The sequence below is a fragment of the Streptomyces sp. DG2A-72 genome, from assembly GCF_030499575.1.
GTDB lineage: Bacteria > Actinomycetota > Actinomycetes > Streptomycetales > Streptomycetaceae > Streptomyces.
This window is the reverse complement of record NZ_JASTLC010000001.1, coordinates 10060156-10085479: the sequence shown is the minus strand read 5'-3', so window position 1 is coordinate 10085479 and position 25324 is coordinate 10060156. Positions and strand designations below refer to the sequence as shown.

Genomic DNA, 25324 nt, shown 5'->3' with positions numbered 1-25324 from the left:
GCAATGGCAGCCCTGTCTGACTGCGTGCCAAGGTCGTGTCAATGCCGCGTAAAGGACCTGTAGGGTTCCCCGCGGTGTGCCGGGAAGCCTGGTCGGCGGTTTGAGGACAACTCTCTTCACCGATCGGGGTCTGGGTCATGGTGCTCGTCGCGGTCTTCGGGGTGGCGCTGCTCATCGCCGTGCTGCTGTCCGGGCTGGCCGCCCGGACCGTCCTGTCGACATCGTTCCTTTTCTTGGTCGGCGGCGCGCTCGTCAGCGACGGGTTCCTCGGCCTGATCCACATCACACCGGACAGCGAGATCGTGTCCGTGACGGCCGATCTGGCGCTGTTCGCGGTGCTGTTCACCGACGGCATGCACGTCTCCTTCCCGAGGCTGCGGGAGAACTGGAGGAACCCGGCCCGAGCCCTCGGGCTCGGCATGCCGCTCGCGTTCGTCGGCATGGCACTGATCACGCACTTCCTGGTGGGCCTGGACTGGACGACGTCCTTCCTCGTCGGAGCCGTCCTGGCACCGACCGACCCGGTGTTCGCCTCCGCGATCGTCGGACGCAAGGAAGTCCCCGCGAAACTGCGGCAGTTGCTGAACGTGGAGAGCGGCATCAACGACGGGCTCGCCCTGCCGGTCGTCCTCATCCTGATCGCCGCGGCGGGGCCGACCTCCGGGCATGCCGAGGCCGACTTCGGGAAGATCGCACTGGAGCTGGTCCTCGGCCTGGTCCTCGGAGTCGTTCTACCGTTCGTGGTGATCGAGCTCGTACGGTTCCGGCTGCTGGGCGCCGAACCCAAGCTGCAGCCGCTGCTGCCGCTCGCGATCGGCGTGATCCTTTACGCGGTCTGCCATCTCACACACGCCAACCCCTACCTCGCCGCGTTCTCCGCGGGCGCCGTGCTCACCGCCCGCTCGCTGGAGGCGAAGGAGGCCTTCGAGCCGCTGGGTGAGGCACTGGCGGAGCTGGCCAAGTTCGCGGCGCTGCTGGTGTTCGGCGCGCTGCTGACGCCGCACCTGTTCGGCGATCTGTCCTTCGGCGGATACGTCGCCGTCGTCCTGGCCATCGTGCTGATCCGCCCAGCATCCCTGCTGCTCTCCCTCATCGGGACCCGGTTCACTCAGCAGGAGAAGCTGGTGGCCGCCTGGTTCGGGCCGAAGGGCTTCGCGTCGGTGGTGTACGGACTGCTGGTGCTGCAGGCCGGGATACCGCAGGGCGAGGAGGCGTTCACCCTGATCGCCGTGTGCATAGCCTTCTCGATCATCGCCCACAGCTCCACAGACGTGCCCATCGCCCGTCTCTTCCATGTCGAGAACATCGCCGGCGTGGACGGCGGCACCCCAGCAACCCGTACCGCCAAGGAGGCCGGCCATGTCGGCGCGTGAGCTTGCCGAGCCCTACCCGTCCGCGTCCACCGACGACGCCACCGACGCGGCCCGGTTGCTGGCCGAGTACAAGCTGCCCGCGCTCCTGGTCGTCGATCCCGACGGCCAGCCGTACGCCATCGTGCCCGGCTCTCAGCTCATCGGACAGCTTGTACCCGAGTACGCGCTGGAGGACCCGACGCTCGCGGCGGTGATCGACGACCAGGACCTGGACGAGGTGCCGGAAAGGCTCGCCGGGCTCACGGTGGCCGAATGGCTGCCGCGCCGCAGGTTCCGGCCACCCACCGTCGGACCGGGCGCGAGCGTCATGCAGATCGCAGCCCTCATGGCGCGCACGCACACCCCCCTGGTCGCCGTCGTCGAACACGACGGCGAGCGGACCCGCCTCGCGGGCGCCGTCACGGCCGCCCGCCTGATGGAACGACTCGTCGGAGGATCGTGAACGGCTGGCAGAGCTGGGCGGCCATCGCCGTCTTCGTGTCCACGTACGGCCTGATCATCAGCGAGAAGATCCACCGCGTCGGCGCGGCCCTGGGCGGCGCCGCGCTGATGCTGGCGATCGGCGCCACCGACGACAAGTCGGCCTTCTTTCCGATCCGAGCACTCCGGCGTCGACTGGAACGTCATCTTCCTGCTCATGGGCATGATGTTGATCGTCGGCGTGCTCAAGAAGACGGGCATGTTCGAGTACCTGGCCATCTGGGCGGTGAAACGCGCCCGGGCCGAGCCCTTCCGGGTGATGGCCATGCTCGTCGTCATCACCGCCGTCGCCTCGGCCTTGCTGGAAAACGTCACCACGGTCCTGCTGATCGCCCCGGTCACCCTGCTGGTGTGCGAGCGGCTGGCGCTGCCCGCCGCGCCCTTCCTGATCGCTGAGGTCATGGCCTCGAACATCGGCGGCGCCGCGACCCTGGTCGGCGACCCGCCCAACATCATCATCGCCAGCCGGGCCGGCCTGACCTTCAACGACTTCCTCGTCCATCTGGCCCCGCTGTCCGCCGTCCTGACAGTGGTGCTCGTCGTGATGTGCCGGTTTCTGTTCCGCAAGTCCTTCGTGTACGACGAGGACCGCGCCGCCGAGATCATGGAGCTGGAGGAGCGGGAGGCCATCGCGACCCCCGGCTGCTGATCCAGGGCCTGGCCTGGTCGTCCTCGCCCTGGTGGTGGTGGGCTTCGTGCTGCACCCCGTACTGCATTACGAGCCCAGCATCGTCGCCCTGCTCGGTGCGGGCCTGCTCCTCGCGGTCTCCACAGTGGAGACCGGAGACGTCCTCGGCGAGGTCGAGTGGCCCACCCTCGCCTTCTTCGCCGGGCTGTTCATCATGATCGGCGGCCTGATCGAGACAGGCGTCATCGGCGAGGTCTCCAAGAGCCTCGCCGACGCCATCGGCGACAATGAACTCGGCAACTCCATGCTGCTGCTCAGCGTCTCGGCGGTGCTGTCCGGGATCGTCGACAACATCCCCTACGTCGCCACCATGGCCCCCATCACCGCCGACCTGGTGAACAACATGGGCGGCGCCCCCGACCACGTCATGTGGTGGGCCCTGGCCATCGGCGCGGACCTCGGCGGCAACGCCACCGCCATAGGCGCCAGCGCCAACGTCGTCGCCCTCGGCATCGCCGAACGCAACCGGCAGCCCATCTCCTTCTGGCAGTTCACCAAATACGGCCTCGTCGTCACGCTCGTCACGGTGGCGCTGTCGGCCGGGTATGTGTGGCTGCGCTACTTCGCCCTCGCCTGACCGGGAGGTCGCACACGGCACGGTCGTCCTCCCTCAACCGACGCACGGGGTACCACGGGCCCGGCACATGATCGTGTGCGGTGACGACGCGCCGGGCCAGCGGCTGGCGGTCGAGCTCAGCACGGTGTACCGGGAGCGGGTCACCCTCATGGTGCCGCCCGGGCGGCGTACCGGCCCAGTCGTGCGCACACCGCGTGCCTCGGCGCTGCTCGTCCGGATACAGGCCGCGATGGATCGCGCCGACGGAGACGTCGGTACTCCCCTCATACGGGAAGCGGCGGAACTCGACGAGTTCCGCGATTCCGCGCAGGATCGGACAGCTGCCCCTAGTCATCACGTCGTACCCGTAGGCCTCGCAGCACCTGCGATACCCCATCCTCGGACAACGTGCCAAACATGTCGTGCTGCGCGGGTCTCCGACGAAGCATCCACAGACCCTGTGCGTCGTGCACGCATCCCCGGCTGTCGCCCGCGCGTGGACACCGGGGCCGCCCAGCCCGCCGTACCGACCGCCAGGACCGCCTCAAACAAGGAGACCCTGCCCGCCCTGAAGTCCCTCCTGACCTACACCGCGAGCGAGGCGGGGGCAGAAGATCCTTCCCGACGATGACGAACTCGATGCCCAGGCGGCGCAGATGGCTGTGCGCTCTGAGGGACACCCCCAGACCCCCGGCGGCGGCGAGCCCTGCCTGGCCGCCGCCGATGACGACGCCCTGGGTCGCCTGACTCATGCCTCCGGAGCGGTGCGGCCGTTCATGAAGATGAGCGACACCAGTGCCAGCCCCACCACGGCGCCGATCACCTGCATTCCGATGAACGCCGGCACGGAACCCGGCTCGATCCCCGCGAAGGTGTCGCTGAACGCGCGGCCAATGGTCACTGCCGGATTGGCGAAGGACGTGGACGAGGTGAACCAGTACGCGGCGCCGATGTACGACGCGACCGCGACCGGGGCGAAGCGGAGCCTGTCGGTGCGGGCCAGGCCGAAGATCAGCAGGATCAGACCGGCCGTCGCCACGACCTCGCCCAGCAGCAGATTCCCTGCCGAGCGATCATGCGTCGACCACTCCACCAGCGGCTCGCCGAACATCGCGTTGGCCAGGACGGCGCCCGCGATCGCGCCGACGATCTGTGCGGGGACGTACACCGCGACCTCCCGCGCGGTGACCCCGGGGCCTCCTCGCCTCGCGGTCCACCACTCGGCCAGCGTGACGGCCGGGTTGAAGTGCGCCCCGGAGACCGGACCGAGCAGCACGATCAGCACGCCGAGCCCGAAGACCGTGGCCAGGGAGTTGGCCAGCAGTTGCACCCCGACGTCCTGGGTCAGCTCGGTGGCCTGGATGCCGGACCCGACCACGACGGTCACCAGGGCAGCGGTGCCGACCAGCTCGGCGGCGGCCCTGGCGACCAGGGGTGTACGCGGCGGTGTCGCTCCGGGCGCGGGCTGCGGCTCGCCCGCGGATATGACGGACTCCGCGGCGGACTCATGGGTGGCGGTCAACAAAGACTCCTTGGTGCAGTCGCCTCACGCGGCGGGGATCAGGGGCAGGACCGCTTGTTGTCGGCCGCGGTGCGGGCGGACTCAGCCAGGTCGGCGAACTGGTCCGCGAGCAGAGCGACGACATCCGGGCGAAGCTTGTAGTAGATGTACCGGCCGCACGGCTCCGTCTCGACGACCCCGGCCTCGCGCAGGACTCTCAGGTGGTTGGAGAGGTTGGTCTGGCGGGCGCCGGTCTCCTCCACCAGGTGGGTGGTGCACAGCGTCTCTTTGGCGAGCAGGGTCACGATCCGGAGCCTGAGCGGGTCGGCCAGAACCCGGATCAGATCAGTGTCGACTGACGTCATCATGGGCTGATACTCTCACATCATCCACGGCTGACACCAGCCTGGGCTGATCCATGCTGATCATCGGGACCCGCACCCAACTCCCCGTTGGGCCCCTGACCCTTTGAAGGGGGTCACCATGACGTCCTCCTCACCCCCCGTTCTGCCTGATGAGCACCTCGAAGCCAGCGTGGCCCGGCTGGCTCTGCGTTACCGGGGCCACTTCTCCGCGGAGACCATCCAGAGCGTCATCGCCGACTCGTACGAGCGTCTCGCCGAGCACGCCCACGTCCGCACCCACCTGATCGTGCTGACCGAGCACCTGACGAAGGACCGGCTCGACGCCATCGCGCACATTCAGGGCTCGCCGGGCGTCGGCCTGCCCCGGGTGCTGTTCGTGTGCACCCACAACGCCGGACGGTCCCAGATGGCAGCCGCTCTCCTCGCCCACCGGGCCCACGGCCATGTGGTCGTCTCCTCAGCGGGCACGCGTCCCGCCGCTGAGGTCGAGCCGGCCGTCGGGCAGGTGCTGGCCGAGGTCGGCGTGGACCTGAGCGAGGCAGCCTTCCCCAAGCCGCTCACCGACGAGGTCGTCCAGGCCGCCGACGTCGTCATCACCATGGGCTGCGGCGACGCCTGCCCCCTCGTGCCCGGCCGCCGCTACCTGGACTGGCCGACCACCGACCCTGAGGGCGCCCCGATCGACGTCGTACGCGGCATCCGCGACGAGATCGACGCCCACATCACCGAACTGCTCGACTCCCTGCCGAGCACCTGAACCCCGTACACCTGCCCAAGAAGAAGGAAGATCCGATGTCCTCGACCCCGCTTGCCTCCGTGCTGTTCGTCTGCGTCCACAACGCCGGGCGCTCGCAGATGGCCGCTGGATTCCTCACCCACCTCGCGGGCGACCGGATCGAGGTCCGCTCGGCCGGCTCCATTCCCGCCGACCAGGTCAATCCGGCTGCCGTGGAGGCCATGAAGGAGGTCGGCGTCGACATCTCCGACCAGCAGCCCAAGGTGCTCACCACCGAGGCGGTCCAGGCCTCCGACTACGTCATCACCATGGGCTGCGGCGACGCCTGCCCGATCTTCCCGGGCAAGAAGTACCTCGACTGGGCCCTGGAGGACCCGGCCGGCAAGGGCGTGGAGTCCGTGCGCCCCATCCGCGACGAGATCAAGACCCGCATTGAGCAGCTGATCGCCGAGATCGACGCCCAGCAGGAGGCGTGACCTCGGTGACGGACAACCCCATACGCGGGGTCATCGTCATCGGCGGAGCGATCTTCGTCGGCGGGACGCTGACCACGACGACCGAGGCCGAGAACTTCCCCGGCTCCCCCCTGGGCATCGACGGCCCGGACCTGATGGCGAACGGGCGCGCCCCGGCGATGCGCTTCGTCGCGCAGATCGTCGACGACGACATCGTCGAGGTCGGCTTCACAGGGACATCAAGACCGTCACCGACACCGCGGGCACAGTCCACCGGGCCAAGACCGTGATCTTCGCGACCGTTCCGACTACCGCAAGCTCGGCCTGCGCGAGGACGAGCTGTCCGGCCGGGGCGTTTCCTGGTGCGCGACCTGCGACGGCTTCTTCCGCGACCACGACAGCGTTCATTGCCTCGGCCTCTACGCGGAGACCGACGTCGCTCGCCTGGTGATCATCCGCCCCATGCAACCGCTCGGCTTGGCCCTGGACGAGATTGCCCCGACGCGGGCAGAGAAGAGCCCACCCCCTACTGATGATGCCCACCTTCACCGTGGTCGTCCTCGAGGCGTTGAACTGACCTCGTTGGTGGCGAAGGCGGGGTGCCGCCCAAGGAGCGCCAGAGCAGCGCGGCAGTCCTGCGGGGCCACTCAGGCGGAGGAGGCGACCCGGCGAGCGCGCGGGCGTACCACGATCCCGTGGCCATCGTGACGGCGACCTCGATATCGGCGTCGGCATCGATCAGCCCGAGCAGTTGGGCCTGCTCGAGGATGCCGCGCAGCCGCCTGCGGCGGGGCGCGATGACTTGCGCCTGGTAGCGCGCCCGTACCTCCGCTTCCACGCTGCCTACGGCGCGGTTCAGCCGACGCGTGATGTCGCCGAGGAACCGCACGCAAGACTGGCGAAACAGGGGGGAGGCAGCCCGTTCCATCAGTGGTGGGTTTGTTTGAACCGTCGGGGAACCCGTCATCCCCCACGGCGCGGCCGGCGAGCGCTGACATGCGCATCGGTGACCTCGCCGCCGCCAGCGGGCTCCCCTGAGGCCCGAGGCCCATCCGCGCGGTACAGCTCTTGCGCAGTTCGGCCACACGCCGCTCGTTGCCGGCAAGGGCACGCCGGAGCCGACGCGGAGCGGCACCGCGGGATCAGCGGCGTAGCAGGTGCCGGAGCGCGACAACGCCCTGCATCACCGCGGCCGGGCGCAGCAGCGCAGGACGAGGCCGCTCCGGCATCGCGCCGCGGACGAGGGCGACGGCAGTGACCGCGACGACCGGTGCGGCCCAGGCAGCGATCGCCGCCGCCCGAACCGTACTGCTCGGTTCGTGCCGCAGAGCGAGCCACGTCCAGAAAGCGGCGTCGGCGAAGGTGTCGGCGTAGTCGCCGAACGGGGAGTCGGTGGACTGACGCCGGGCCAGGTGGCCGTCCGCCAGATCGGACGCGATCGCGAGCACGCCCGAGAAGCGGCTCGACCCGACGGACGTGGCGGGAAGGTTGCCGCGGATCAGGGTGAGCGCGTCGGCAGCGGAGAGCCGGTCACGGCGCTCCAGCAGGCCCAGGTGAAGTGCGCCGAGTGTCCAGCTGGCTGTGACCCATCTGCGGTCCTGGCGGTTCCGGGTCAGGGGTAGCAGCAGGCAGTGCAGAGCGGTGAGTTCGGCGAGTGCCCGGGGGCGGCGGGCCGCCTGCCGGGCCGACCGTTCCGTAGCCTGCCCCAGGAAGCGGGCGACGGCGTGAGGTCTCCACTGGGCTTCTCGCGCTGCCGCCAATAGGGCGTTGGTCGCGGCGCGGCTGTCGTCGATGTCGGATACACGCACGACCTCGCCTTTCCGGTGGCCTTGCGTTCACGGTAGGCGACCGGGCCGACGCCTGAACGTGAGCGCGCTTACGGATCACCGGAACGCGTCGGCCGTAGCGTTCTGCTGTTGAAGGAGCGGAAGGAGCTCTGCATGGCCTGGTTCGGGCGGCTGGCGGTCGTGGCGGTGGCCGGCGGGGGTGGTGCGGTGGCGGCCGGGTATCTGGGTCTGGTCACGGGCGCCCTGCCGCTCGATCTGGGGGTGGGGCGGCGGACTCGCCCACTCGGGCCACAGACCGTCGACATCGCAGCACCACGCGAGACGGTTTTTGAAGTGATCGCCCAGCCCTATCTGGGGCGGGCGACCCGAGCGATGCGGGAGAAGGTGCAGGTGGTGGAGCGGGGGTCCGACATGGTGCTCGCCGCCCATCACACCCCGGTGGCAGGCGGGCGTCTGACAGCGACGACGGTGGAGACAGTGCGGTTCACCCGGCCGGAGCGGGTCGACTTCCACCTGGTGCGCGGCCCCGTGCCCGCCGTCACGGAGTCCTTCACGCTGCGGGATCGCGAAGGGGGCACGCGGCTGGTGTACGAGGGTGAGCTCGCCACCGACTTGTGGCGTGCCGGGCAGTGGTGGGGCGCCCAGGTAGCCTCGCGGTGGGAGGCAACCGTGGCCGCGTCCCTGGCCACGGTCCGGCAGGAGGCGGAGCGGCGCGCGGCCCTGACCTGAGCCCCCGGCCTTCGCCCGTGCACCGGCGGACGATCACCCGCGAGCAGCCGGAGCACTCCGATCGCCCGCTGACAGAGGCCGCGGGAGAAGACGGGAGCGCCCGGCAGCCCCCGCCCCGCCCACGCGAGACCGGGCGGGCGACTGCCGGTTGGCCTGCCTGGGGCAGACCTTCGGGCGCCATCCCCGGGCGCGGACGAACGAACCGACATCGGCGCGAGTGCGTGACCGGGCGGTTGCCGAAGACCGGGTCGTCGGCGGCGAGAGAGGACACGTCGCCTGCCGCGACCAGCCGGGGCCTGTCAGCGGAGGGGATTCCGTCCTTGCCGGGCCGCCGGACACGGCAGCTCCGGCCAGAGCCACCAGCGACGGATCCTGCCCTGGCTGCACGGCTGGTACCGAATCCGACGGACGGTCCGAGACAACCTGCGAGCCGATGACACCTCCGTCCACGAGCAGGGCGACGACTCCCCCGATCAAGGTGCTGGTTCGGTGAGCGCGCTTACAGTTCTCGGGCCCTTTCCCGGCCTAGCGTTCAGGTCATGGTGCTGCGGATGGTGCTCGGTGCGGTGTACGCCGCGATGGCGGTCGGCCAGCTCGCCTCCTTCGGGCACATGCCCGGGATTCTGGGGGCGTACGGGGTCGTGGCCGATGTCGCAGCGACCGCGCCGGCCGTGGCACTGATCGTGGGCGAGCTGGTGTGCGGGGTCTGGTTCCTGGCTCGCCCGCGGTCGAAGGCCCTCGCCCCGGTGTGGGTGTACACGGCGGTGTCGGTGGTGTGGTCGCTGCTGGCCGTCCAGGCGTACGCACGTGGGCTGATGGTGTCCAACTGCGGTTGCTTCGGGGTCTACTTGACGCAGTCGCTGAGCTGGCTCGTGCTGCTCCAGGACGCCCTGACGCTGGTGTACGCCGGACTGCTGCTGCGCGCCGCCCGCAGGGCCTCCGCCCGGGAACCTGCCGGTGGAGTGGGGGCGAGCCGTCATGTCCGTGTCCCGTGATCACCCTCGTCGGGGCGGACTGGTGGCGGATCCGGCGCCGTCACGGCACCCGGCCGGAGGACTGCTGCCCGACCGTGTCCCCTCGAACTGCCCAGGCCGGCGCGGGAGCCCGGCCACAACCGCAGGTGAAGGAGCCCAGGATGACCCAAGCCCCCGCGCCGAGGCGCAAGGTGGACCGCGACGAGGTGTTCGTGGAGTTCACCAAGTCGATCTGCCCGATGTGCAAGACGCCCGTCGACGCCCAGGTCAACATTCGTGAGAACAAGGTCTACCTGCGTAAGCGCTGCCGTGAGCACGGCGAGTTCGAGGCGCTGGTCTACGCGGACGCCGAGGAGTACCTGTCCTCGTCCCGCTTCAACAAGCCGGGCACGATTCCGCTGACCTTCCAGACCGAGGTGCGCGACGGCTGCCCCAGCGATTGCGGGCTGTGCCCGGAGCACAAGCAGCACGCCTGCCTGGGCATCATCGAGGTCAACACCGGCTGCAACCTGGACTGCCCGATCTGCTTCGCCGACTCCGGTCACCAGCCGGACGGTTACTCCATCACCCACGAGCAGTGCGCACGCATGCTGGACACCTTCGTGGCCTCGGAGGGCGAGGCGGAGGTGGTGATGTTCTCCGGCGGGGAACCCACCATCCACAAACACATCCTGGACTTCATCGACCTCGCCCAGGACCGCCCCATCCGCAACGTCACCCTCAACACCAACGGCATCCGCCTCGCCACCAACACGACCTTCGTCGCCGCACTCGGCAGGCGCAACCAGACGCCCGGCAGGTCGGTGAACGTCTACCTCCAGTTCGACGGCTTCGACGAGCGCACCCACCTGGAGATCCGGGGCCGGGACCTGCGTACGTTCAAACAGCGGGCCCTGGACAACTGCGCCGAGGCCGGCCTCACCGTCACCCTGGTCGCCGCGGTCGAACACGGGCTGAACGAACACGAGTTGGGCGCCATCATCGAGTACGGCGTCGACCACCCGGCCGTCCGCTCGGTGGCCTTCCAGCCGGTCACCCACTCCGGCCGGCACGTCCCCTTCGACCCGCTGAACCGTCTCACCAACCCCGATGTGATCCGCCTGATCGGCGAGCAACTTCCCGGCTGGTTCACCAAGGGCGACTTCTTCCCCGTGCCGTGCTGCTTCCCCACCTGCCGCTCGATCACCTACCTGCTGGTGGACGGCGTACCGGGCGACCGCATCGTGGTCCCCATCCCACGGCTGCTGAACGTCGAGGACTACCTCGACTACGTCACCAACCGGGTCATGCCCGACGACGGCATCCGCGAGGCCCTTGAGAAGCTGTGGTCGGCCTCCGCGTTCATGGGCACGGCCACGACCGAGGACAAGCTCCGGGCGACCGCCGAGGCCCTGGACTGCGCGGACACCTGCGGCATCGACCTGCCCGAAGCCGTGAAGGACCTCAACGACAAGGCGTTCATGATCGTGGTCCAGGACTTCCAGGACCCCTACACCCTGAACGTCAAGCAACTGATGAAGTGCTGCGTCGAGGAGATCACCCCGGACGGGCGGCTCATCCCGTTCTGCGCGTACAACTCCGTCGGCTACCGCGAACAGGTCCGCGCCCGGATGTCCGGTGTCCCCGTCGCCGACGTGGCACCCAACGCGCTGCCCCTCGCCGACCGGCTCACCGACACCCCCTACGGCTCGAAGACCACGAAGCCCCCGGAGCACCGGCCGTGAATCACGACGACATCAAGTCCTGCTGCGCCGACGCCTACTCCAGGGACATCGTCGCCCTGCTGCTCGGCGACTCCTACCACCCCGGCGGCACCGCCCTCACCCGCCGCCTGGCCAACGCACTCACTCTCACCCCGGACATGCGCGTGCTGGACGTAGCCTCCGGCCGGGGCACCACGGCACTGCTGCTCGCCGACGTCCACGGAGTACGAGTGGACGGCATCGACTACGCGCCCGCCAACACCGCCCTGGCACAAGGTGCCGCCGACGCCGCCGGCCTCGCCGAGCGGGCCGTGTTCACCACCGGCGATGCCGAGCGCCTGCCGTACGACGACGGGATGTTCGATGCGGTGGTGTGCGAGTGCGCACTGTGCACCTTCCCCGACAAAGCCCGGGCAGCCGCCGAGTTCGCCCGCGTGCTGGGGCCCGGCGGGCGCGTCGGCATCACCGACGTCACCACCGACCCGGACCGACTGCCGCCCGAACTGCTCGGCCTCGGCGCCCGCATCGCCTGCGTGGCCGACGCCCGCCCCCTGGACGCATACGCACAGATCCTGGCCCGAGCCGGCCTGCACGTCACGGCCACCGAGCGCCACAACCAGGCCATGCTGCGCATGATCGACCAGATCGAGGCACGCCTGAACCTGCTGCGGATCACCGCCCCGACCCGCCTCACCGACGCCGGCGTGGACCTCACGGCGGCCCCGAACGTGCTCAGAGCAGCTCGTGCTGCCGTTGCTGACGGCACGCTCGGCTACGCCCTGCTGACCGCGGTGAAATCCCCCTGACGGCCCTGCTGTCTACTCCTGCGTACGTAAGCGCCCTCACATACCTGCACCCTGCACGAGTCATAGCGTCGAACCCACAGGAGACATCACCGCATGTGAGAGGGGCACTCATCATGACAACCACCCTGCGGGTATCCCCGGGCACGGCCGTCATCCCGGTCCACGCGGTGTGGGGTGCCGCGGCCGGGCTGGTCGGAGGCGTCGGGATGGGCATCTGGATATCGGTGTCCCGGCCGATGATGGACACCGCGATGATCACCATGGTCGCCGGGCTCCTCGGCTCCACCAACGCCTTCGCCGGCTGGCTGATCCACCTGGGCATCGCGCTCTTCGCCGGCGTCACCTTCGGCGCGCTGCTGGGCCGGTTCGCCGAGCGCCTCGCATCCGCCCTCGTCCTCGGCCTGGCCTACGGCGCGGCGTGGTGGGTCGTCGGTGCTCTGTGGATCATGCCGGCGAACATGGGCATGCCCGTCTTCGAGTGGAACGACGTCACTTCCTCCAGCCTCGGCGCCCACCTCGTCTTCGGGCTGCTGGCCGGAGTGACGTACGCCGTCGTCGCTCGGACAATGAACGAGAACAGCGGCTCGGCCCGAGGATGAATTCCGTACCGCCCGCGTCCATACCCGACCCCGGCAGCCATCGACCGGGTGCCACGCCGCGCCGCATGGCAGCCGAGGCAGATGCGGTGCCCTACTGTCTGGCCGACGGAGCCGAGGCGCTGGCCGGCCCGGCATGGGGTGCCGCGCCCCCGCCCTGGGCCCCGGGACGACGCGAGGAGACGCACACCATGACCGACGCCGCAGCAGACGCCGACGAGCGGACCTGGTGCCTGTCCGAGGTCGACATCTTCTGCGACCTGTCCGAGCCGGAGATGGAAGCCATCGCCCGAGCGGCGCCGATGAAGACGTACGGCGCCGGGGAGATTCTGCACTCGCCGTCCCAGCCGTCCGAGGTGTTGTTCATCCTCAAACGCGGCCGAGTGCGCATCTTCCGGGTCTCCGCGGACGGCCGCGCCCTCACCACCGCCATCATCACGCCGGGCACCATCTTCGGTGAGATGGTCCTGCTCGGGCAGCACATGTACGACAACTACGCCGAGGCCCTCGACGACGTCACCGTCTGCGTGATGAGCCGCGCCGACGTCCACAGGTTCCTGCTCTCGGACGCGCGGATCGCCGCCCGCATCACCGCGATCCTCGGCCGCCGCCTCGCCGACCTCGAACAACGTCTGTCCGACAGCGTGTTCAAGACCGTCGCCCAACGCATCGCCACCACGCTCACCACCCTGACCACCGCCCAGCCCCCGGCCAGTCCCCTACGTCCCGTCGGACGCCACCCCCAGGTCGCCCTCACCCACGACCAGCTCGCCGCGCTCGCCGGCACATCCCGCGAGACGTGCACCAAGGTGTTGCGCGAGTACGCCGACCGGGGCCTCATCCGTCTCGCCCGGGGCCGTATCACCGTCGTCGACACCGATCGCCTCAAAGACGCGGCGGGCTGACGTCATCAAACCGTAAGGCCGCCACCTGCTGCCCACTCGATCCCCTGGTCCTACGCTCACAGCGCGTCCCCACAAACAGCAGGAGTCCTTCATGCGTGCCCGCACCCTCCTCCCGGCGGCCTTGGCCGCCGCAGTGCTCACCCTCACCGGCTGTGGCTCCGAGTCCGCGGGTGATGCGGAGGTCTCCCCCTCGAAGGCAGCGAGCGTCCAGGCGCCCGCCGACTCCGACGGGAGCGGCACCGAGGCGGCCGGAGCCGAGGTGCCCGAGGCGCTGAACTTCACCGCCACGACGGTGGACGGCAAGCCGTTCGACGCGAAGACTCTCGCGGGCAGGCCGACGGTGCTGTGGTTCTGGGCACCCTGGTGCCCCACCTGCCGCGGCCAGGCGGCCGAGACCGCCAAGGTCGCCGCCGACCACGCAGGCAAGGCCAACGTCGTCGGCGTCGCCGGCCTCGACAAGAACGCCGCCATGCGGGACTTCGTCTCCGAGACCGGGACCGGCTCCTTCCCCCAACTCTCCGACGAGGCCGGGGACGTGTGGAAGCGATTCGAGATCACCCAGCAGAGCATCTACGTGATCCTCGACAAGGACGGCGCCACCGTCTACGAGGGTGTCCTGCCCGGCGGCGAGGGGCTGGCCGAGAAGGTCGCCTCCCTCACCGGCTGAACGCGCCATGACGGATCTGCCTCTCGCCCTCGCGCTCGGCGCCGGGATGCTCGCCGCGGTCAATCCGTGCGGCTTCGCCCTCCTGCCCGCCTACTTGTCCCTGCTGGTCCTCGGCGACGACACGCCCAGCCGTACCGTCGCCGTCGGACGCGCCCTGACCGCCACCGCCGCCATGACGACCGGATTCGCCGCGCTCTTCGGCGTCTTCGGCCTCGCCGTCCAACCCGTTGCCGGTCAACTCCAGCAGCACCTGCCCTGGTTCACCATCATCTTCGGTGCTCTCATCGCCACCGCCGGAGGCTGGCTGCTCGCCGGCCGCCGACTACCCAGCCTCGCCCCGAAACTCCGTCGCGCCCCTACCCTCACCCGCTCCCTCCCCTCCATGGCGCTGTTCGGCATGGCGTACGCCACCGCCTCCCTCGGCTGCACCATCGCCCCGTTCCTCGCCATCGTCGTCTCCGCCTTCCGCACCGGCTCCACCGGCGAGGGCATCGCGCTGTTCATCGCGTACGCCGCCGGAATGGGCCTGATCGTCGGCGCCGCCTCCCTGACCGTCGCCCTCACCCGCGCCACCGCCGTCATCCGGCTGCGCCGCCTCGGCGCCCTCGCACCCCGCCTCGGCGGGGGTCTGCTCCTCCTCGTCGGCGCGTATGCCGCGTATTACGGCTGGTACGAAATCCGCGTCCAGCGCGACCCCGCAACCACCGACCCGGTCGTCGACACCGCGGGCGCCATCCAGCGCTCCGTCGCCGAGTTCCTGGACGCCACCGGCCCCGGCGTGATGGCCGTACTCGTCGGCGTTCTGCTTCTGACAGCAGTAGCCGTCCGCCTTCGGCGAGCACACCGGGTGAGCCGGCGGGAGCCAGTGTGACGTAGCGACGCACGCGCGAGGCCTGCGTACCGCACTGCGGTGCCGCCGCCCGTCGGCCCGTCGTCGGAGGTAGCTTGGGGCCAGGTGGTTGGACCTTCAATCAAACTCCTGCGGGAGGCCGCCATGGACGTCCTGGTACTGATCGGGCGCATCCTCTTCGCCGCCCTCTTCCTCGCAAGCGCGGTCGGCCACTTGACCCAGACCAAGGCGATGGCCGGATACGCGACGTCCCGCGGCGTACCGGCCGCGGTTCCCGCCGTGCTGGGCAGCGGCGTGCTGCTTGTGGCGGGCGGGCTGAGCGTTCTCCTCGGCGTGTGGCCGGACCTCGGGGCGCTGCTCCTGATCGTCTTCCTCGTGCCGACCGCCGTACTGATGCACGCCTTCTGGAAAGAGACCGACCCCCAGGCGCGCCGGATGGAGATGGTCCAGTTCCAAAAGGACATGGCACTCGCCGGCGGCCGGGCCGGTTTCCCGGAGGTGGGCTGATGACCGCCCCGGAGGGCTCAGTCACGGACCGAACCCGGTGAGCCGCCGAGCAGCAGTGGCCATACGCTGGGCATCTCGGTCACCGGTACCTCGATGAGTGAGGGACCTGGTTCGCTGAGGCAGTCCTTGAGAGCCCCGGCGAGCCGTGCCGGGGTCTCGGCCCGGACGGCGGGCACCGAGAACGACTCGGCGAGGCGCACGAAGTCGGGGCTGGTCAGGTCGCTGCCGATGAACCGTCCCTCGAACTCGTCCGCCTGGATGCGCCGGACGTTGCCGTAGGCGTTGTCGTTGAAGACCACCGCGGTCACGCCGATGCCGTACTTGCGGGCGGTCGCCAGTTCCTGCATGTTCCAGCAGAATCCGCCGTCGCCGTTGATGGAGACGACGGCCCGGTCCGGGTTGCCCACCTTCACCCCGAGCGCCGACGGGTAGCCGTAGCCCAGGGTGCCCTGGTAGCCGGGGGTGAGGAAGGTCCCGGGGTGGTGGACGGGGTAGCCGACGGCGGCCAGGTAGCCGACCTGGGTCAGCTCGTTGACCAGGAAGCCGTCGTCCGGGATCGCCTCGCGCAGGGCGCGGACGTACGACCATTGCGGTTCGACGCCCTCGACCTTCCGTGCGCACCAGGCGCGTACGTCGGCCAGCTCGCCGGGCGGCCACCCGGGCTCCGGTCCTGAAGGTGGTGCCGAGGTACCAGGCAGTGCGGTTCGCAGGTCCTCCAACACCGTCCGGGCGTCGGCGCACAGGGTGAGGTCGGCGCGGCGGGGCGGGCCGAGGTCGGCGGGGTCCGCGTTGACCAGGGCGACGGTCGCTTCGGGGTGGGTCGGGACGGCTGTGCCGCGGGGAGTCATGAAGCGGCTGCCCACGACCAGTACCGCGTCAGCGGTGGGCAGCAGCCGGGGTGCGGCCAGGCTGGGGAAGGCGAGCCGGTGGTGGGCCGGGACGGCGCCGCCCGCGTTGCGGCTCATGACGACCGGGGCGGACAACTCCTCGGCCAGGGCGGTCAGGGCGGTGCCGGCCCGTGAGGCGAGCACGCCGCCGCCGGCGTAGATCAAGGGGCGGCGTGCGGTCCGCAGCACGGCGGTGATCTGCGCGACGACGTCCTGCTCCGATTCCGTGAACGTCCTTGCCACGCCGGACGCGCCCAGCCTGCCGTCGTCCTGTCCCGGTCCCGCACGCTCCGGTTCCATCTCCGCTCGCGCGGTCAGCACATCCGCCGGGATGGTCAGGGCCACCGGCCTCGGGCGGCCGGACCGTGACTGCCGTATCGCCTCCCGTACGAGTCCGGGGATCCGGGCCGGGGCTTCGGCCCGCGCCGACCATTTGGTGACGGAGGCCAAGAGGCCGTCCTGGTCGGGCAGTTCGTGCAGCATGCCCAGTCCCCGGCCGGCCAGCCCCGAGGGGATGTCCGCCGCCACGCACAGCATCGGCGACGAGCACGCGTACCCGGTGGCCACCGCGGTCAGGGCGTTGAGCACGCCGGGGCCGGGGACGACCAGGCAGACGCCGGGGCGCCCGGTGGTCCGTGCGTATGCCTCCGCCATGTGGGCCGCGCCCTGCTCGTGCCGGGCGGCGATGTACTCGATCGGCCCTCCGGCGGCCCGGGCGCGGGCCAGGGCGTCCAGGACGTGGTCGAGCTGGACGCCCGGCACGCCGAAGACATGACGGACGCCGTCCCGCTCCAACTGGCCCACCAGCGCCTGCGCTCCGCTCAGCTCCATCTCGCCGCCACCTTTTCCTCCTCGGGTGCCGCCTCACCGGGTCGTGTCCTGGCGTCCCGGCGGTCCAGCCAGCTCAGTACCGGAACCGTCATGACCGTGGTGACCAGGGCCACGAGGACCAGCGCGGCGAACAGTTCCTGGCTGACGATGCCGGCCGCCAGTCCGATGTTGAGCGCGATCAGCTGCATCAGCCCGCGGGCGTTCATCAGAGCGCCGACCCGGACGGCCACCGGGCCGGGTTCGCCACGTAACCGGGCGGCGGCCCAGCAGCCGCCGAACTTGCCGATCACCGCCAGGACGACGGCGGCCGCCCCGAACGCCATCACGGCCGGGTCGGCGAACACGTCGAACTGGGTGTTGAGGCCGGAGTAGGTGAAGAACATCGGCACGAACACGACCTGGGTCACGGACTGGGTGGTCCGCACCAGCCGTTCGGATGCCTCGCCGCGCGGCATGGCCATGCCGACGCAGAACGCCCCGAACACGGCGTACAGGTCGATGATGTCGGTGAACCACGCGGCGCAGAACAGCACGGCGACGGTGAACAGCAGCCGGGTGTCGTCGCCGAGACCCGCCCGGTTCACGATCCACGCCAGCAGGCGGCGCCCCAGCAGGAAGAGGACCGCCACGAACAGCAGGGAGCCGCCGACCGCCGTCAGGATGGGCTCCACCTCACCGGAGGCCACACTCAGCACGCCCGCGAGCAGAATCCACGCGACGGCGTCGTCGGTCGCCCCGGACGCCAGGGCGAGGGAGCCGAACCGGGAGCCTGCCAGGCCCCTTTCGGTGATGATCCGGGCCAGCATCGGGAAGGCGGTGATGGCCAGGGCGACGCCGACGAAGGCCGCCGTCACCCAGACCGAGACACCGTCGACGAAGATGCCGACGTGGCCGTGAGCTGCGAGGGTCAGCCCCACGCCCAGCGCCAGTGGGATCGCCACCCCGGCCGAGGAGACCGCGACGGCGGTGCCGGCCAGACCGCGCCCGGCGTGCGCCCGGAACTCGTACCCGGCGGCGAACATCAGGGTCACCAGACCGATCTGGCCGGCCACGTACAGCACCGGCTTCAGCTCCGGCGGGAAGACCTCGGCGGAGAGATCCGGGGCGAGAAGTCCGAACAGCGAAGGGCCGAGCAGCACGCCGGCGATCATCTCGCCGACCACGGGCGGCTGCCCGAAGCGGCCCGCGACGAGGACGACCAGGCGGCACGTCAGCAGAATGACGACCACGGCGAGGAAGAAGGCGGGAGCGAGCTCCACAGGAGTCATGGTCTCGTTCCCTCTCAACGTCCGGCGCCGACGGAGGCGGCGGGGCCGCCGGACGAGGCGGCGAAGTGGTTCCGGCACAGCCCCTGGCGGCGGGCATCCCACACCATGTAGGTGCCGAGGACGAGTTGGACGAGGCTGCGCCCGACCCCCTCCCAGCGATCGGCCAGCCGCATCGCCGCGAGCCGGGTCCGTGGACGAGCCGGGCTCGCCGCCGCCTCGGCGCCGGTGCGTGGGACGAGCAGGCAGGGACCGCGGCTGGGCAGCGAACGGGTGTGCTCCACCGAGGAGTCCAGCCGGAACCGCCGCAGGGTCTCCTCGGCCGCGACTCGCATGGTGAGGACGGCGAAGCCGCGCGCCGGGCAGGGGCGGTTGGCGGTGACTCCGAAGGGGATGAAGGCGGACGGCTTGGTGTCCGGATTCAGCCAGCGGTCGGGGTCGAACGCGTCCCCGCCGGACCCTTGGTACTCCGGGTAGTTGAACAGCAGGACCGAGCCGGCCGGGATGGGGGCCCGACCGTCCCTGGGGATGTCCCCGGAGGTGATCCGGTGGGCCACGCCGAAGAGCGGGAAGTGCTGCAGCGTCTCGTTGATGACCCGGTCCAGGAAGTCCGGGTCCTCCTCGCCGGCCAGCACGCGTTCCTGGACCGTCCGGTGCGTGGCGAGGGCCAGCAGCAGGTGGGCCATCGCCTCCGACATCTGCACCACGGCGGTGTTGAAGAACGTGCCCTGCAGGTAGTACGCCTGCTCTCGCTCGGACAGCGTGGAGGGCAGCGGCACGGGCGGAGGGTCGTTCGCGAGCCGGTCCCGCAGGTGCTCCGTGAGCCGGGCCCGCCGGTCCATGTGCCGGAGACTGGTGCACTTCAGGGCGCTGACCACGTCGTCCGCGTTGCCGGTGATGAGGTCCCGGACGGGGCGCGGGCAGGGTTCGCGGAAGACCACCTCGTAGTAGACCTCGGCCCAGACGGGCATCATCAGGTCGCGGAGCCTGATGTGGTGCACCTGTGCCGGGGCGGGGAGTTCGTCGAGCACGCGGCGGGTGCAGCGGCCGACCAGATCGCTCCACTGTTCCCGGGACAGCCCGGCCAGGATCTGCCGCGTGGTCCTGGCCACGTCGTCGTAGCGCGGTCCGGGCTCCAGATGCTCCTGGTGCACCTCCGGGCCGGGCGACAGCCAGTACCAGAACAGGTCGGACAGGGCGGCGCCCCGGCTGCGGCCGTTGGCCGCCGGATGCCCGTACACCTTCTTGAACTCCTCGGCGGGCACCTCCCGGCCCGGCGCCCGGATGCCCTCCTCGCCGCCGACCCAGGCGAAGATGCGCACGCGCAGTGCGATCACGGTCCTGGGCAGCCAGTACGGCAGACAGGCCAGCAGGACCAGAGCCGCGCCGGTGATCAGCCATCCGGTGGGACTCACGCGACCACCCCGCCGAATCGGGTGTCAGCCCCCGGAGCCACGGCCGGCCCCGGCGCGGGCCCCCAGGTCGGCACGCGCACCAGATCGGGCGTCAGGTCGGCGAGCCCCGACGCACCGCACAGGGCCATGGTGTCGTCGAGTTCCTCGCGCAGCAGCTCCAGCAGCCGTCGTACGCCCTTCTCGCCGCCCTCGGCCAGCGCCCACATCACGGGCCGGCCGATGCCCACGGCGGACGCGCCGAGCGCCAGGGCCTTGACGACATCGGTGCCGCGCCGGACTCCCCCGTCCAGCACGATCGGGATGCGGCCCGCCACCGCGGCGACGAACTCGGGCAGCAGTTCCAACGTGGCCGGTACGGTGTCGAGTTGGCGCCCGCCGTGGTTGGACAGCAGCAGTCCGTCGACGCCGTGCCGGACCGCGAGCCGGGCGTCCTCGGGGTGCAGCACGCCCTTGAGCAGGACCGGCAGGTCCGTGACGCCCCGCAGCCAGGTGATGTGCTCCCAGGACAGCTTCGGGGACATGGCGATCTGCCGTACGTGCCCGCTCTCGCCGTCCCTCAGGTCCACCAGGTTCTCGCAGCGCAGTCCGGGCGGCAGGTCATGGAAGCCGTTGCGCCGGTTGCGTTCCCCCGCACCCAGCACCGGGGTGTCCACGGTGACCACGAGGGCGGTGCACCCTGCGTCGGTGGCCCGCCGTACCAGCGCCTCGGTGATCTCCAGATCGGGCTGGATGTAGAGCTGAAACCACAGAGGTACGTCGTCGCCGGTCGTGCGGACCGCGTCGGCGATCTCGCCCACGGCCACCGTGGACGCCATGGAGACGATCATGATGGCGCCGGCGGCGGCCGCGGCACGCGCGGTAGCCAACTCCCCTTCTGGATCGACCAGTTTGTGGAAGGCCGTCGGGGACAGCAGGATCGGCAGGCTCGCCCGGCTGCCGAGCAGGTCGACGTCCAGCTCCCGTACGGCACTCCCCCGCAGCACCCGGGGCAGCAGCTGCAGGCGTCCGAATGCCGCCTCGTTGGCCCGTACGGTGATCTCGTCGCGTGCCCCGCCGGCGATGAAGTCGGCGTATACGGGGTCCAGTTCGGCGCGCGCCGCGGTCTCGAAGTCGTGCACGGTGAACTGCACGCCGCTCACCGCCCGGCAGGGCTCGGCCGGCGGTCCAGCTCGCGAGCGAAGAACTCGGCGAGCGGGGCGTGGTGGACCTCCGGGTGGTCCCACTCGTTCTCCAGGTTCTCGGCCATGTGATGCGTGCCGAGCAGTTCACCGCCCCGGAAGTGACGGATCACCGGATGCAGATAGGCGGCATCGAAGGCGTCGTCGACCGAATTCTGGGCGGTGCGGCGCACCGTGATGTCGAACGGGTCGACCTTGTCGTGGTCGGGCCCGTACTCCAGGGTGACCGTGAAGTAGTCGCCGTTCTCGGTGAGTTGGCTCTCGTGGGCGTACGCGACCGGCACCTCCTCGTGGTAGCGGGCCGGTTCGCCGGACGCCGTGACGACCAGGTCCCCGAGCACACCGAACTGCTGCCACAGCGCCGAGCTGCGGTTGACCCGGGCCACCACGGCGTCCGCCAACGCGGACGGGGACGCATCCAGCGGCTGGTGCGGCCAGGGCCGGTCATGGTGCCGCTCGTCGAGGATGCGGCTCAGGGCGCGTACGGCGTACCGGAAGCCGTGGATGAAGCCACCGGTGGACTTCTTGAAGTCACGCTGCTGCATCAGGGTGCCCGCGAAGTACAGGCCGGGTACGTTCACCGACTCGTACGCCGGGGAGAGGGCGGCGAACCGGTCGTTGATGACCAGTTCGGGCCGGCACTCCGCCTCGAAGACCGAGGCGTCGAAACGGAAGCCGGTGCACACGATGACCCGGTCGTAGCGCAGTTCCTTCACGACCTCGTCGGCACGGGAGAAGCTGAAACGGACCCGGTATGCGTCCTGGTCCTTCTCGATCGACAGGACGTGTCCGTCCAACAAGGCGTTCTGCGACTTGAGTTGGTAGGTGTCGAGGAAGTTGTTGTTCACCGCGCGCAGGTGCCCGACGTAGTGACTGTTCCAGGCCATCCGGATGGAGTGCGGCCCGGCGACATGGATCACCGCCGCGGTCTCGACGAGGTTGTCCGCCGTCTCCAGAGCGGAGTTTCCCTTGCCGAGGATCAGGACGCGCTGGTCGGTGAAGTCCTCGGGATCCACGGATACGGCCGAGTAGTCGTCGGCGGTCTCGATGCCGGGGATGTCCGGGGTGTTGGACCGGGTCAGCCCCGTGGCCATGACCAGTCGGCGACCGTGATGCTCCTGGCCGTGCTGATCGGTGACGGTGAATCCGCCGTCGGCACCGCGCCGGATCCGCTCCGCCCGGGTGTCGTACGCGATGTCCAGCTTGAACGCCTCGGCGAAGTCGGCCAGGTAGCGCACCAGGTCGTCGGCGTGCGGGAAGTAACGCTTGCTGTAGCGGGTGAACAGCAGCTCCGGGTCCGGGGACAGGAGCGAGTTCCAGTCCATCCGGAGGTTAAGTTCGGGATCGTCGGTGCCGTTGTGCACCTTGTTGATGGAGATCAGCTTGCGGTGACGCGGGAAGGTACGGAAGAAGGTGCCGGGAGCGCTGCCCGCTTCCAGGATCCGGTATCCGTGCCCTCCCGCCTGGAGTAACTGTCCGATCTGGAGCCCGGCTGGTCCGCCGCCGACAACGAGGTAGTCGAGAGGCTCACTGTCCATGGGGAATCTCCTTCTGCTGCGGGCGGGGACATGCCCACAGGCTGGTGGGGGGTGCGCAAGGGAAGGCGTGTTCCTGCGGTGCGGCGAGCTTCCACAGACACGTTCCCGCAGGCAGGCACGGTGCGCAGTCGGTCAGCCTGCGGACAGGTACGGCCTGCTCAGCGAGCAGAGAGAGCGGTTCCTGGGGCAGTCGCCAGGCCGACCGGCGGCGACACATCCGTACATTCAGGCATGGGCATGACAGGCCCTTCCCTCGGATTTCCCTTTGAAATCTCAACGAGCACGGTAGTGACGAGCGGTACGCACGGGCAACAGTGCCTCAGCGGATGACAGGGATTCGACAGGTCTCGGGACACCCGCCATGAACGTGGCCGACGGTGCGTTCAGCGTCCTGTCCGGCCGCCCTGCCTGAGGAAGTTCCGCTCGGCATCCGTCGGCGCCAGGGCGGCTGCTCGCTCGTAGGCGGCCCCTGCCCCTTCGTCGCGGCCCAGTCCACGCAGTAGGTCCGCCCGGGTGGCGTGGAAGGGGCACGCCTCATTGGGAGAGCGCCGTTTCGATGGCGGCCTGGATGTCCTCGCTTTGGGCGTCCGAGCTGCCCGGGCCGAGGTTCACCATGACCGTGGCCTGCCTGCCGTCGACCGTGGCGCCGGCGGCCGTCTCGTAGCCGAGGAAGTCGCCGGTGTGCCCCCAGTAAAGGCCGCCCCCGGGCAGCGGCTTGCTCTCCAGGCCGAGGCCGTACGCCCGGCCGTCCGAGCTGCCGGTCGGGCGGGTCTTCATCATCTCCTTGAGCTGCGCCGGGGGCAGCAGCTTGCCGCCCAGCAGCGCGCTCAGGAACCGGTTGATGTCGGTGCCGCTGGAGATGATTCCGCCGGCCGTGCCGCCTACCGTGGGGTTGATCGCGGTGATGTCCAAGAGCGGCGCGTCCGGGCCGGGCTGCGCGTATCCGCGCGGGTGCGGTCCGGGGATCGCCGGGTCGCCGCCTGGGAAGGACGTCCCCCGCAGATGCAACGGCTCGACGATCCGCCGCTGCAGCTCCTCGCCGTACGAGCGGCCGGTCACCTTCTCGATGATCATGCCGGCCAGTACGTAGCCGGTGTTGGAGTACTTCCAGTCGGTGCCCGGCTTGAACGTCGGCGGGTGGGCGAGCGCCAGCTGCACCAGGTCTTGGGGGGCGTGGTGGGCCATCGGGTCCTGGACGACATCCTGCGGTTTGAGGTAGGCGAGGAAGTCGGGCAGGCCACTGGTGTGCTGGAGCATCTGCCGGACGGTGATCTTGCGCCCGTCGTTGCCGTGGCCGCGGACGACGCCGGGCAGGTAGCGCTCCACCGGTGCGTCGAGGTCGATGCGCCGCTCCCCCACGAGCTGCAGCATCATCGTCGCGGTGAACGTCTTGGTCATGCTGCCGATCCGGAACCTACTGTCCCGGTGCACCGGCGCGTGGCTGTCGACGTCCGCGACGCCGCTGGTCAGCACCGTACTGCGGTGCCGGGCCCGCACCTCGGCGAGCGCTCCGGGAGCGCCGTCGACCGTGGTCAGCCGGTGCAGCAGGGCGCGCAGCCGCGCGTCGTCGGTGTGGTGCGCGGATTCCCCGGCGGTGGATTCCGCGGCGGGGACCGCGGTGGCGGTGGCCGGCAGCACGCCCCCCACGACACCCATCGCCACGGCCAGCGTGAGGGCGCCACCCAGCGCGCGCTTGTGCTTGAGCATGTTTTCCTTGATCGTCCGGCCCTACGGTGTCACTCCACGATCCCCGCTACGGGTGAGCCGGAGCGATGGGGCGATCAACCGGATCGGTGGTGGGGTTAACCCCCTGTCGCGAGGAGGACGCCGAGTGGCGCCACCGCCAGTCACGTCAGGTGAATACTCGGCAAGCGGCCCGCGGCGGCCGGCTCCCTGGTGACCTCGACGATGCCCCGGCGGACCACCACGATGGCAGCGCGTGGCTCGTAGCGGTCCATGGCAGTGCGTACGGCGATGTAGCGCCGCAGTACCGGGTCCGCGATGCGACGCACACCGAGGCGGCGTGGGTCGCCGTGAACGGCGACCACCGAGCACGGCAGGATCGTGCAGGTCTCGCCGCTTTCCGCGCTGCGGACCGTGCCAAGGGATTCCATGTCACTGACGTTCACCGGCACCAAACCGGGCGGCCGGCCCGAGGGCTACTGCCACCGGCAGATGATCGATGCTGTGCGCTACGTGGCCGACAACGGCGTGAAGTGGGCGAACCTGCCGATGGACTTCCCGCCGTTCAAGCAGGTGCACGCATTCGCCCGCCGCTGGCAGATCGAGGGCCTGCTCACCGAGCTCCACGACCGGCTGCGCGACCGCGTGCGTGTGATGGAAGGACGCTCACCGGATCCGAGTGCGGCGATCGTGGACTCGCAGTCGCTGCGGGCGGCGGCGAACATCCCGCGTTCGACGTCCGGGTGGGACAGCGGGAAGAAGGTGGGCGGACGCAAGAGGCACCTGGTGGTCGACTGCCTGGGCCTGGTCCTGACCGTCGCGGTGACCGCGGCGAGCGTGCAGGACCGC

24 protein-coding genes and 4 pseudogenes are annotated in these 25324 nt (G+C 70.2%); 16 read left to right on the top strand and 12 right to left on the bottom strand.

Translation table 11 applies throughout. From position 1 onward, the window contains the following. Positions 1-137 precede the first annotated feature (137 nt). From QQY66_RS47790 to QQY66_RS47780, 3 genes and pseudogenes are all read left to right on the top strand, one after another. Complete coding sequence (locus QQY66_RS47790) at positions 138-1373, top strand: sodium:proton antiporter (protein ID WP_301986827.1); 1236 nt, start codon at positions 138-140, stop codon at positions 1371-1373. Continuing rightward, the gene (locus QQY66_RS47785; RefSeq protein ID WP_301986826.1) at positions 1360-1815 is read left to right on the top strand and encodes a CBS domain-containing protein; all 456 of its coding nucleotides are present in this window, start codon (positions 1360-1362) and stop codon (positions 1813-1815) included. Before QQY66_RS47790 ends, QQY66_RS47785 begins: the two co-directional genes overlap by 14 nt. Beyond that, positions 1812-3118 (top strand): annotated as a pseudogene (locus tag QQY66_RS47780) (SLC13 family permease). The gene QQY66_RS47785 and the pseudogene QQY66_RS47780 overlap by 4 nt, the downstream one beginning before the upstream one ends. Positions 3119-3845: 727 nt before the next feature. Here the strand turns inward: QQY66_RS47780 and QQY66_RS47775 are convergent. Both QQY66_RS47775 and QQY66_RS47770 read right to left on the bottom strand, forming a co-directional pair. Next, complete coding sequence (locus tag QQY66_RS47775) at positions 3846-4619, bottom strand: MIP/aquaporin family protein (RefSeq protein ID WP_301986825.1); 774 nt, start codon at positions 4617-4619, stop codon at positions 3846-3848. Positions 4620-4657: 38 nt separating this feature from the next. Then, entirely contained in the window at positions 4658-4966 is a 309-nt protein-coding gene (locus tag QQY66_RS47770) for a helix-turn-helix transcriptional regulator (RefSeq protein WP_301986824.1), read from the bottom strand. Positions 4967-5081: 115 nt separating this feature from the next. On the opposite strand from QQY66_RS47770, the gene QQY66_RS47765 reads away from it, so the two are divergent. The 3 genes and pseudogenes from QQY66_RS47765 to QQY66_RS47755 form a co-directional block, all read left to right on the top strand. Beyond that, a complete protein-coding gene (locus QQY66_RS47765) occupies positions 5082-5720 on the top strand; it encodes a low molecular weight phosphatase family protein (RefSeq protein ID WP_301986822.1) in 639 nt (212 codons plus the stop codon). Positions 5721-5755: 35 nt separating this feature from the next. Continuing rightward, positions 5756-6175 (top strand): arsenate reductase ArsC, encoded by a 420-nt coding sequence (locus tag QQY66_RS47760; protein ID WP_301986820.1) that lies wholly within the window; start codon positions 5756-5758, stop codon positions 6173-6175. Further along, a pseudogene (locus tag QQY66_RS47755) lies at positions 6172-6553 on the top strand (NAD(P)/FAD-dependent oxidoreductase); the annotation flags it as partial. The gene QQY66_RS47760 and the pseudogene QQY66_RS47755, both read left to right, overlap by 4 nt. Positions 6554-6680: 127 nt before the next feature. On the opposite strand, the gene QQY66_RS47750 reads toward QQY66_RS47755, so the two are convergent. Then, positions 6681-7082: a TetR-like C-terminal domain-containing protein gene (locus tag QQY66_RS47750; RefSeq protein ID WP_301986819.1), complete on the bottom strand. Its 402-nt coding sequence runs from the start codon at positions 7080-7082 to the stop codon at positions 6681-6683. 214 nt (positions 7083-7296) lie between these two features. Continuing rightward, on the bottom strand, positions 7297-7962 hold the full coding sequence (locus QQY66_RS47745) for a CDP-alcohol phosphatidyltransferase family protein (protein ID WP_301986818.1): 666 nt from the start codon (positions 7960-7962) through the stop codon (positions 7297-7299). A 132-nt stretch (positions 7963-8094) separates the two neighbouring features. Here QQY66_RS47745 and QQY66_RS47740 point away from each other — a divergent pair, with 132 nt between their 5' ends. The 9 genes from QQY66_RS47740 (at position 8095) to QQY66_RS47700 (ending at position 15678) form a co-directional block, all read left to right on the top strand. Continuing rightward, positions 8095-8670 carry an SRPBCC family protein gene (locus QQY66_RS47740; protein WP_301986817.1) on the top strand — a complete coding sequence of 192 codons (576 nt, stop codon included), beginning with the start codon at positions 8095-8097 and terminating at the stop codon, positions 8668-8670. 539 nt (positions 8671-9209) lie between these two features. After that, positions 9210-9665, top strand: a complete 456-nt coding sequence (locus QQY66_RS47735) for a MauE/DoxX family redox-associated membrane protein (RefSeq protein ID WP_367667054.1) — start codon at positions 9210-9212, stop codon at positions 9663-9665. Between the two features lie 140 nt (positions 9666-9805). After that, positions 9806-11368: a radical SAM protein gene (locus QQY66_RS47730; RefSeq protein ID WP_301986816.1), complete on the top strand. Its 1563-nt coding sequence runs from the start codon at positions 9806-9808 to the stop codon at positions 11366-11368. Further along, on the top strand, positions 11365-12153 hold the full coding sequence (locus tag QQY66_RS47725) for a class I SAM-dependent methyltransferase (protein WP_301986815.1): 789 nt from the start codon (positions 11365-11367) through the stop codon (positions 12151-12153). Before QQY66_RS47730 ends, QQY66_RS47725 begins: the two co-directional genes overlap by 4 nt. A gap of 113 nt (positions 12154-12266) precedes the next feature. After that, positions 12267-12752 (top strand): hypothetical protein, encoded by a 486-nt coding sequence (locus tag QQY66_RS47720; protein WP_301986813.1) that lies wholly within the window; start codon positions 12267-12269, stop codon positions 12750-12752. Between the two features lie 65 nt (positions 12753-12817). Next, positions 12818-13654, top strand: coding sequence for a Crp/Fnr family transcriptional regulator (locus QQY66_RS47715; protein ID WP_301986812.1), 837 nt, complete (start codon positions 12818-12820; stop codon positions 13652-13654). A 91-nt stretch (positions 13655-13745) separates the two neighbouring features. Further along, the gene (locus QQY66_RS47710; protein WP_301986811.1) at positions 13746-14321 is read left to right on the top strand and encodes a redoxin family protein; all 576 of its coding nucleotides are present in this window, start codon (positions 13746-13748) and stop codon (positions 14319-14321) included. Positions 14322-14328: 7 nt separating this feature from the next. Beyond that, positions 14329-15192, top strand: a complete 864-nt coding sequence (locus tag QQY66_RS47705; protein ID WP_301986809.1) for a cytochrome c biogenesis CcdA family protein — start codon at positions 14329-14331, stop codon at positions 15190-15192. Between the two features lie 123 nt (positions 15193-15315). Continuing rightward, the gene (locus QQY66_RS47700) at positions 15316-15678 is read left to right on the top strand and encodes a DoxX family protein (protein ID WP_301986808.1); all 363 of its coding nucleotides are present in this window, start codon (positions 15316-15318) and stop codon (positions 15676-15678) included. Positions 15679-15695: 17 nt separating this feature from the next. Here QQY66_RS47700 and QQY66_RS47695 read toward each other — a convergent pair whose 3' ends face one another. From QQY66_RS47695 to QQY66_RS47660, 8 genes and pseudogenes are all read right to left on the bottom strand, one after another. Continuing rightward, positions 15696-17396, bottom strand: coding sequence for a thiamine pyrophosphate-dependent enzyme (locus QQY66_RS47695; RefSeq protein WP_301986807.1), 1701 nt, complete (start codon positions 17394-17396; stop codon positions 15696-15698). After that, positions 17387-18664 carry a cation:proton antiporter gene (locus tag QQY66_RS47690; protein WP_301986805.1) on the bottom strand — a complete coding sequence of 426 codons (1278 nt, stop codon included), beginning with the start codon at positions 18662-18664 and terminating at the stop codon, positions 17387-17389. The genes QQY66_RS47695 and QQY66_RS47690 overlap by 10 nt, the downstream gene beginning before the upstream one ends. Positions 18665-18678: 14 nt before the next feature. After that, positions 18679-20076: a cytochrome P450 gene (locus QQY66_RS47685; protein ID WP_301986804.1), complete on the bottom strand. Its 1398-nt coding sequence runs from the start codon at positions 20074-20076 to the stop codon at positions 18679-18681. Then, positions 20073-21206 (bottom strand): alpha-hydroxy acid oxidase, encoded by a 1134-nt coding sequence (locus tag QQY66_RS47680; RefSeq protein WP_301986803.1) that lies wholly within the window; start codon positions 21204-21206, stop codon positions 20073-20075. Before QQY66_RS47680 ends, QQY66_RS47685 begins: the two co-directional genes overlap by 4 nt. A 5-nt stretch (positions 21207-21211) precedes the next feature. Then, positions 21212-22792 (bottom strand): NAD(P)-binding domain-containing protein, encoded by a 1581-nt coding sequence (locus tag QQY66_RS47675; protein ID WP_301986801.1) that lies wholly within the window; start codon positions 22790-22792, stop codon positions 21212-21214. A 383-nt stretch (positions 22793-23175) separates the two neighbouring features. Further along, a pseudogene (locus QQY66_RS47670) lies at positions 23176-23316 on the bottom strand (RNA polymerase sigma factor); the annotation flags it as partial. Between the two features lie 10 nt (positions 23317-23326). Continuing rightward, the gene (locus QQY66_RS47665; protein WP_301986799.1) at positions 23327-24499 is read right to left on the bottom strand and encodes a serine hydrolase; all 1173 of its coding nucleotides are present in this window, start codon (positions 24497-24499) and stop codon (positions 23327-23329) included. 140 nt (positions 24500-24639) lie between these two features. Further along, positions 24640-24906 carry a hypothetical protein gene (locus QQY66_RS47660; protein ID WP_301986798.1) on the bottom strand — a complete coding sequence of 89 codons (267 nt, stop codon included), beginning with the start codon at positions 24904-24906 and terminating at the stop codon, positions 24640-24642. Between QQY66_RS47660 and QQY66_RS47655 the strand changes: the two are divergent. Then, a pseudogene (locus QQY66_RS47655) lies at positions 24905-25279 on the top strand (transposase); the annotation flags it as partial. The gene QQY66_RS47660 and the pseudogene QQY66_RS47655 sit on opposite strands and share 2 nt — an antisense overlap. Between the last annotated feature and the right edge of the window lie 45 nt (positions 25280-25324).

Coding starts and splice junctions, on each gene's coding strand:
- QQY66_RS47790 (WP_301986827.1), top strand. CDS start 138: ATGGTGCTCGTCGCGGTCTTCGGGGTGGCGCTGCTCATCGCCGTGCTG.
- QQY66_RS47785 (WP_301986826.1), top strand. CDS start 1,360: ATGTCGGCGCGTGAGCTTGCCGAGCCCTACCCGTCCGCGTCCACCGAC.
- QQY66_RS47770 (WP_301986824.1), bottom strand. CDS start 4,966: ATGATGACGTCAGTCGACACTGATCTGATCCGGGTTCTGGCCGACCCG.
- QQY66_RS47765 (WP_301986822.1), top strand. CDS start 5,082: ATGACGTCCTCCTCACCCCCCGTTCTGCCTGATGAGCACCTCGAAGCC.
- QQY66_RS47760 (WP_301986820.1), top strand. CDS start 5,756: ATGTCCTCGACCCCGCTTGCCTCCGTGCTGTTCGTCTGCGTCCACAAC.
- QQY66_RS47750 (WP_301986819.1), bottom strand. CDS start 7,082: ATGGAACGGGCTGCCTCCCCCCTGTTTCGCCAGTCTTGCGTGCGGTTC.
- QQY66_RS47740 (WP_301986817.1), top strand. CDS start 8,095: ATGGCCTGGTTCGGGCGGCTGGCGGTCGTGGCGGTGGCCGGCGGGGGT.
- QQY66_RS47735 (WP_367667054.1), top strand. CDS start 9,210: ATGGTGCTGCGGATGGTGCTCGGTGCGGTGTACGCCGCGATGGCGGTC.
- QQY66_RS47730 (WP_301986816.1), top strand. CDS start 9,806: ATGACCCAAGCCCCCGCGCCGAGGCGCAAGGTGGACCGCGACGAGGTG.
- QQY66_RS47720 (WP_301986813.1), top strand. CDS start 12,267: ATGACAACCACCCTGCGGGTATCCCCGGGCACGGCCGTCATCCCGGTC.
- QQY66_RS47715 (WP_301986812.1), top strand. CDS start 12,818: ATGGCAGCCGAGGCAGATGCGGTGCCCTACTGTCTGGCCGACGGAGCC.
- QQY66_RS47710 (WP_301986811.1), top strand. CDS start 13,746: ATGCGTGCCCGCACCCTCCTCCCGGCGGCCTTGGCCGCCGCAGTGCTC.
- QQY66_RS47705 (WP_301986809.1), top strand. CDS start 14,329: ATGACGGATCTGCCTCTCGCCCTCGCGCTCGGCGCCGGGATGCTCGCC.
- QQY66_RS47700 (WP_301986808.1), top strand. CDS start 15,316: ATGGACGTCCTGGTACTGATCGGGCGCATCCTCTTCGCCGCCCTCTTC.
- QQY66_RS47695 (WP_301986807.1), bottom strand. CDS start 17,396: ATGGAGCTGAGCGGAGCGCAGGCGCTGGTGGGCCAGTTGGAGCGGGAC.
- QQY66_RS47690 (WP_301986805.1), bottom strand. CDS start 18,664: ATGACTCCTGTGGAGCTCGCTCCCGCCTTCTTCCTCGCCGTGGTCGTC.
- QQY66_RS47675 (WP_301986801.1), bottom strand. CDS start 22,792: ATGGACAGTGAGCCTCTCGACTACCTCGTTGTCGGCGGCGGACCAGCC.
- QQY66_RS47665 (WP_301986799.1), bottom strand. CDS start 24,499: ATGCTCAAGCACAAGCGCGCGCTGGGTGGCGCCCTCACGCTGGCCGTG.
- QQY66_RS47660 (WP_301986798.1), bottom strand. CDS start 24,906: ATGGAATCCCTTGGCACGGTCCGCAGCGCGGAAAGCGGCGAGACCTGC.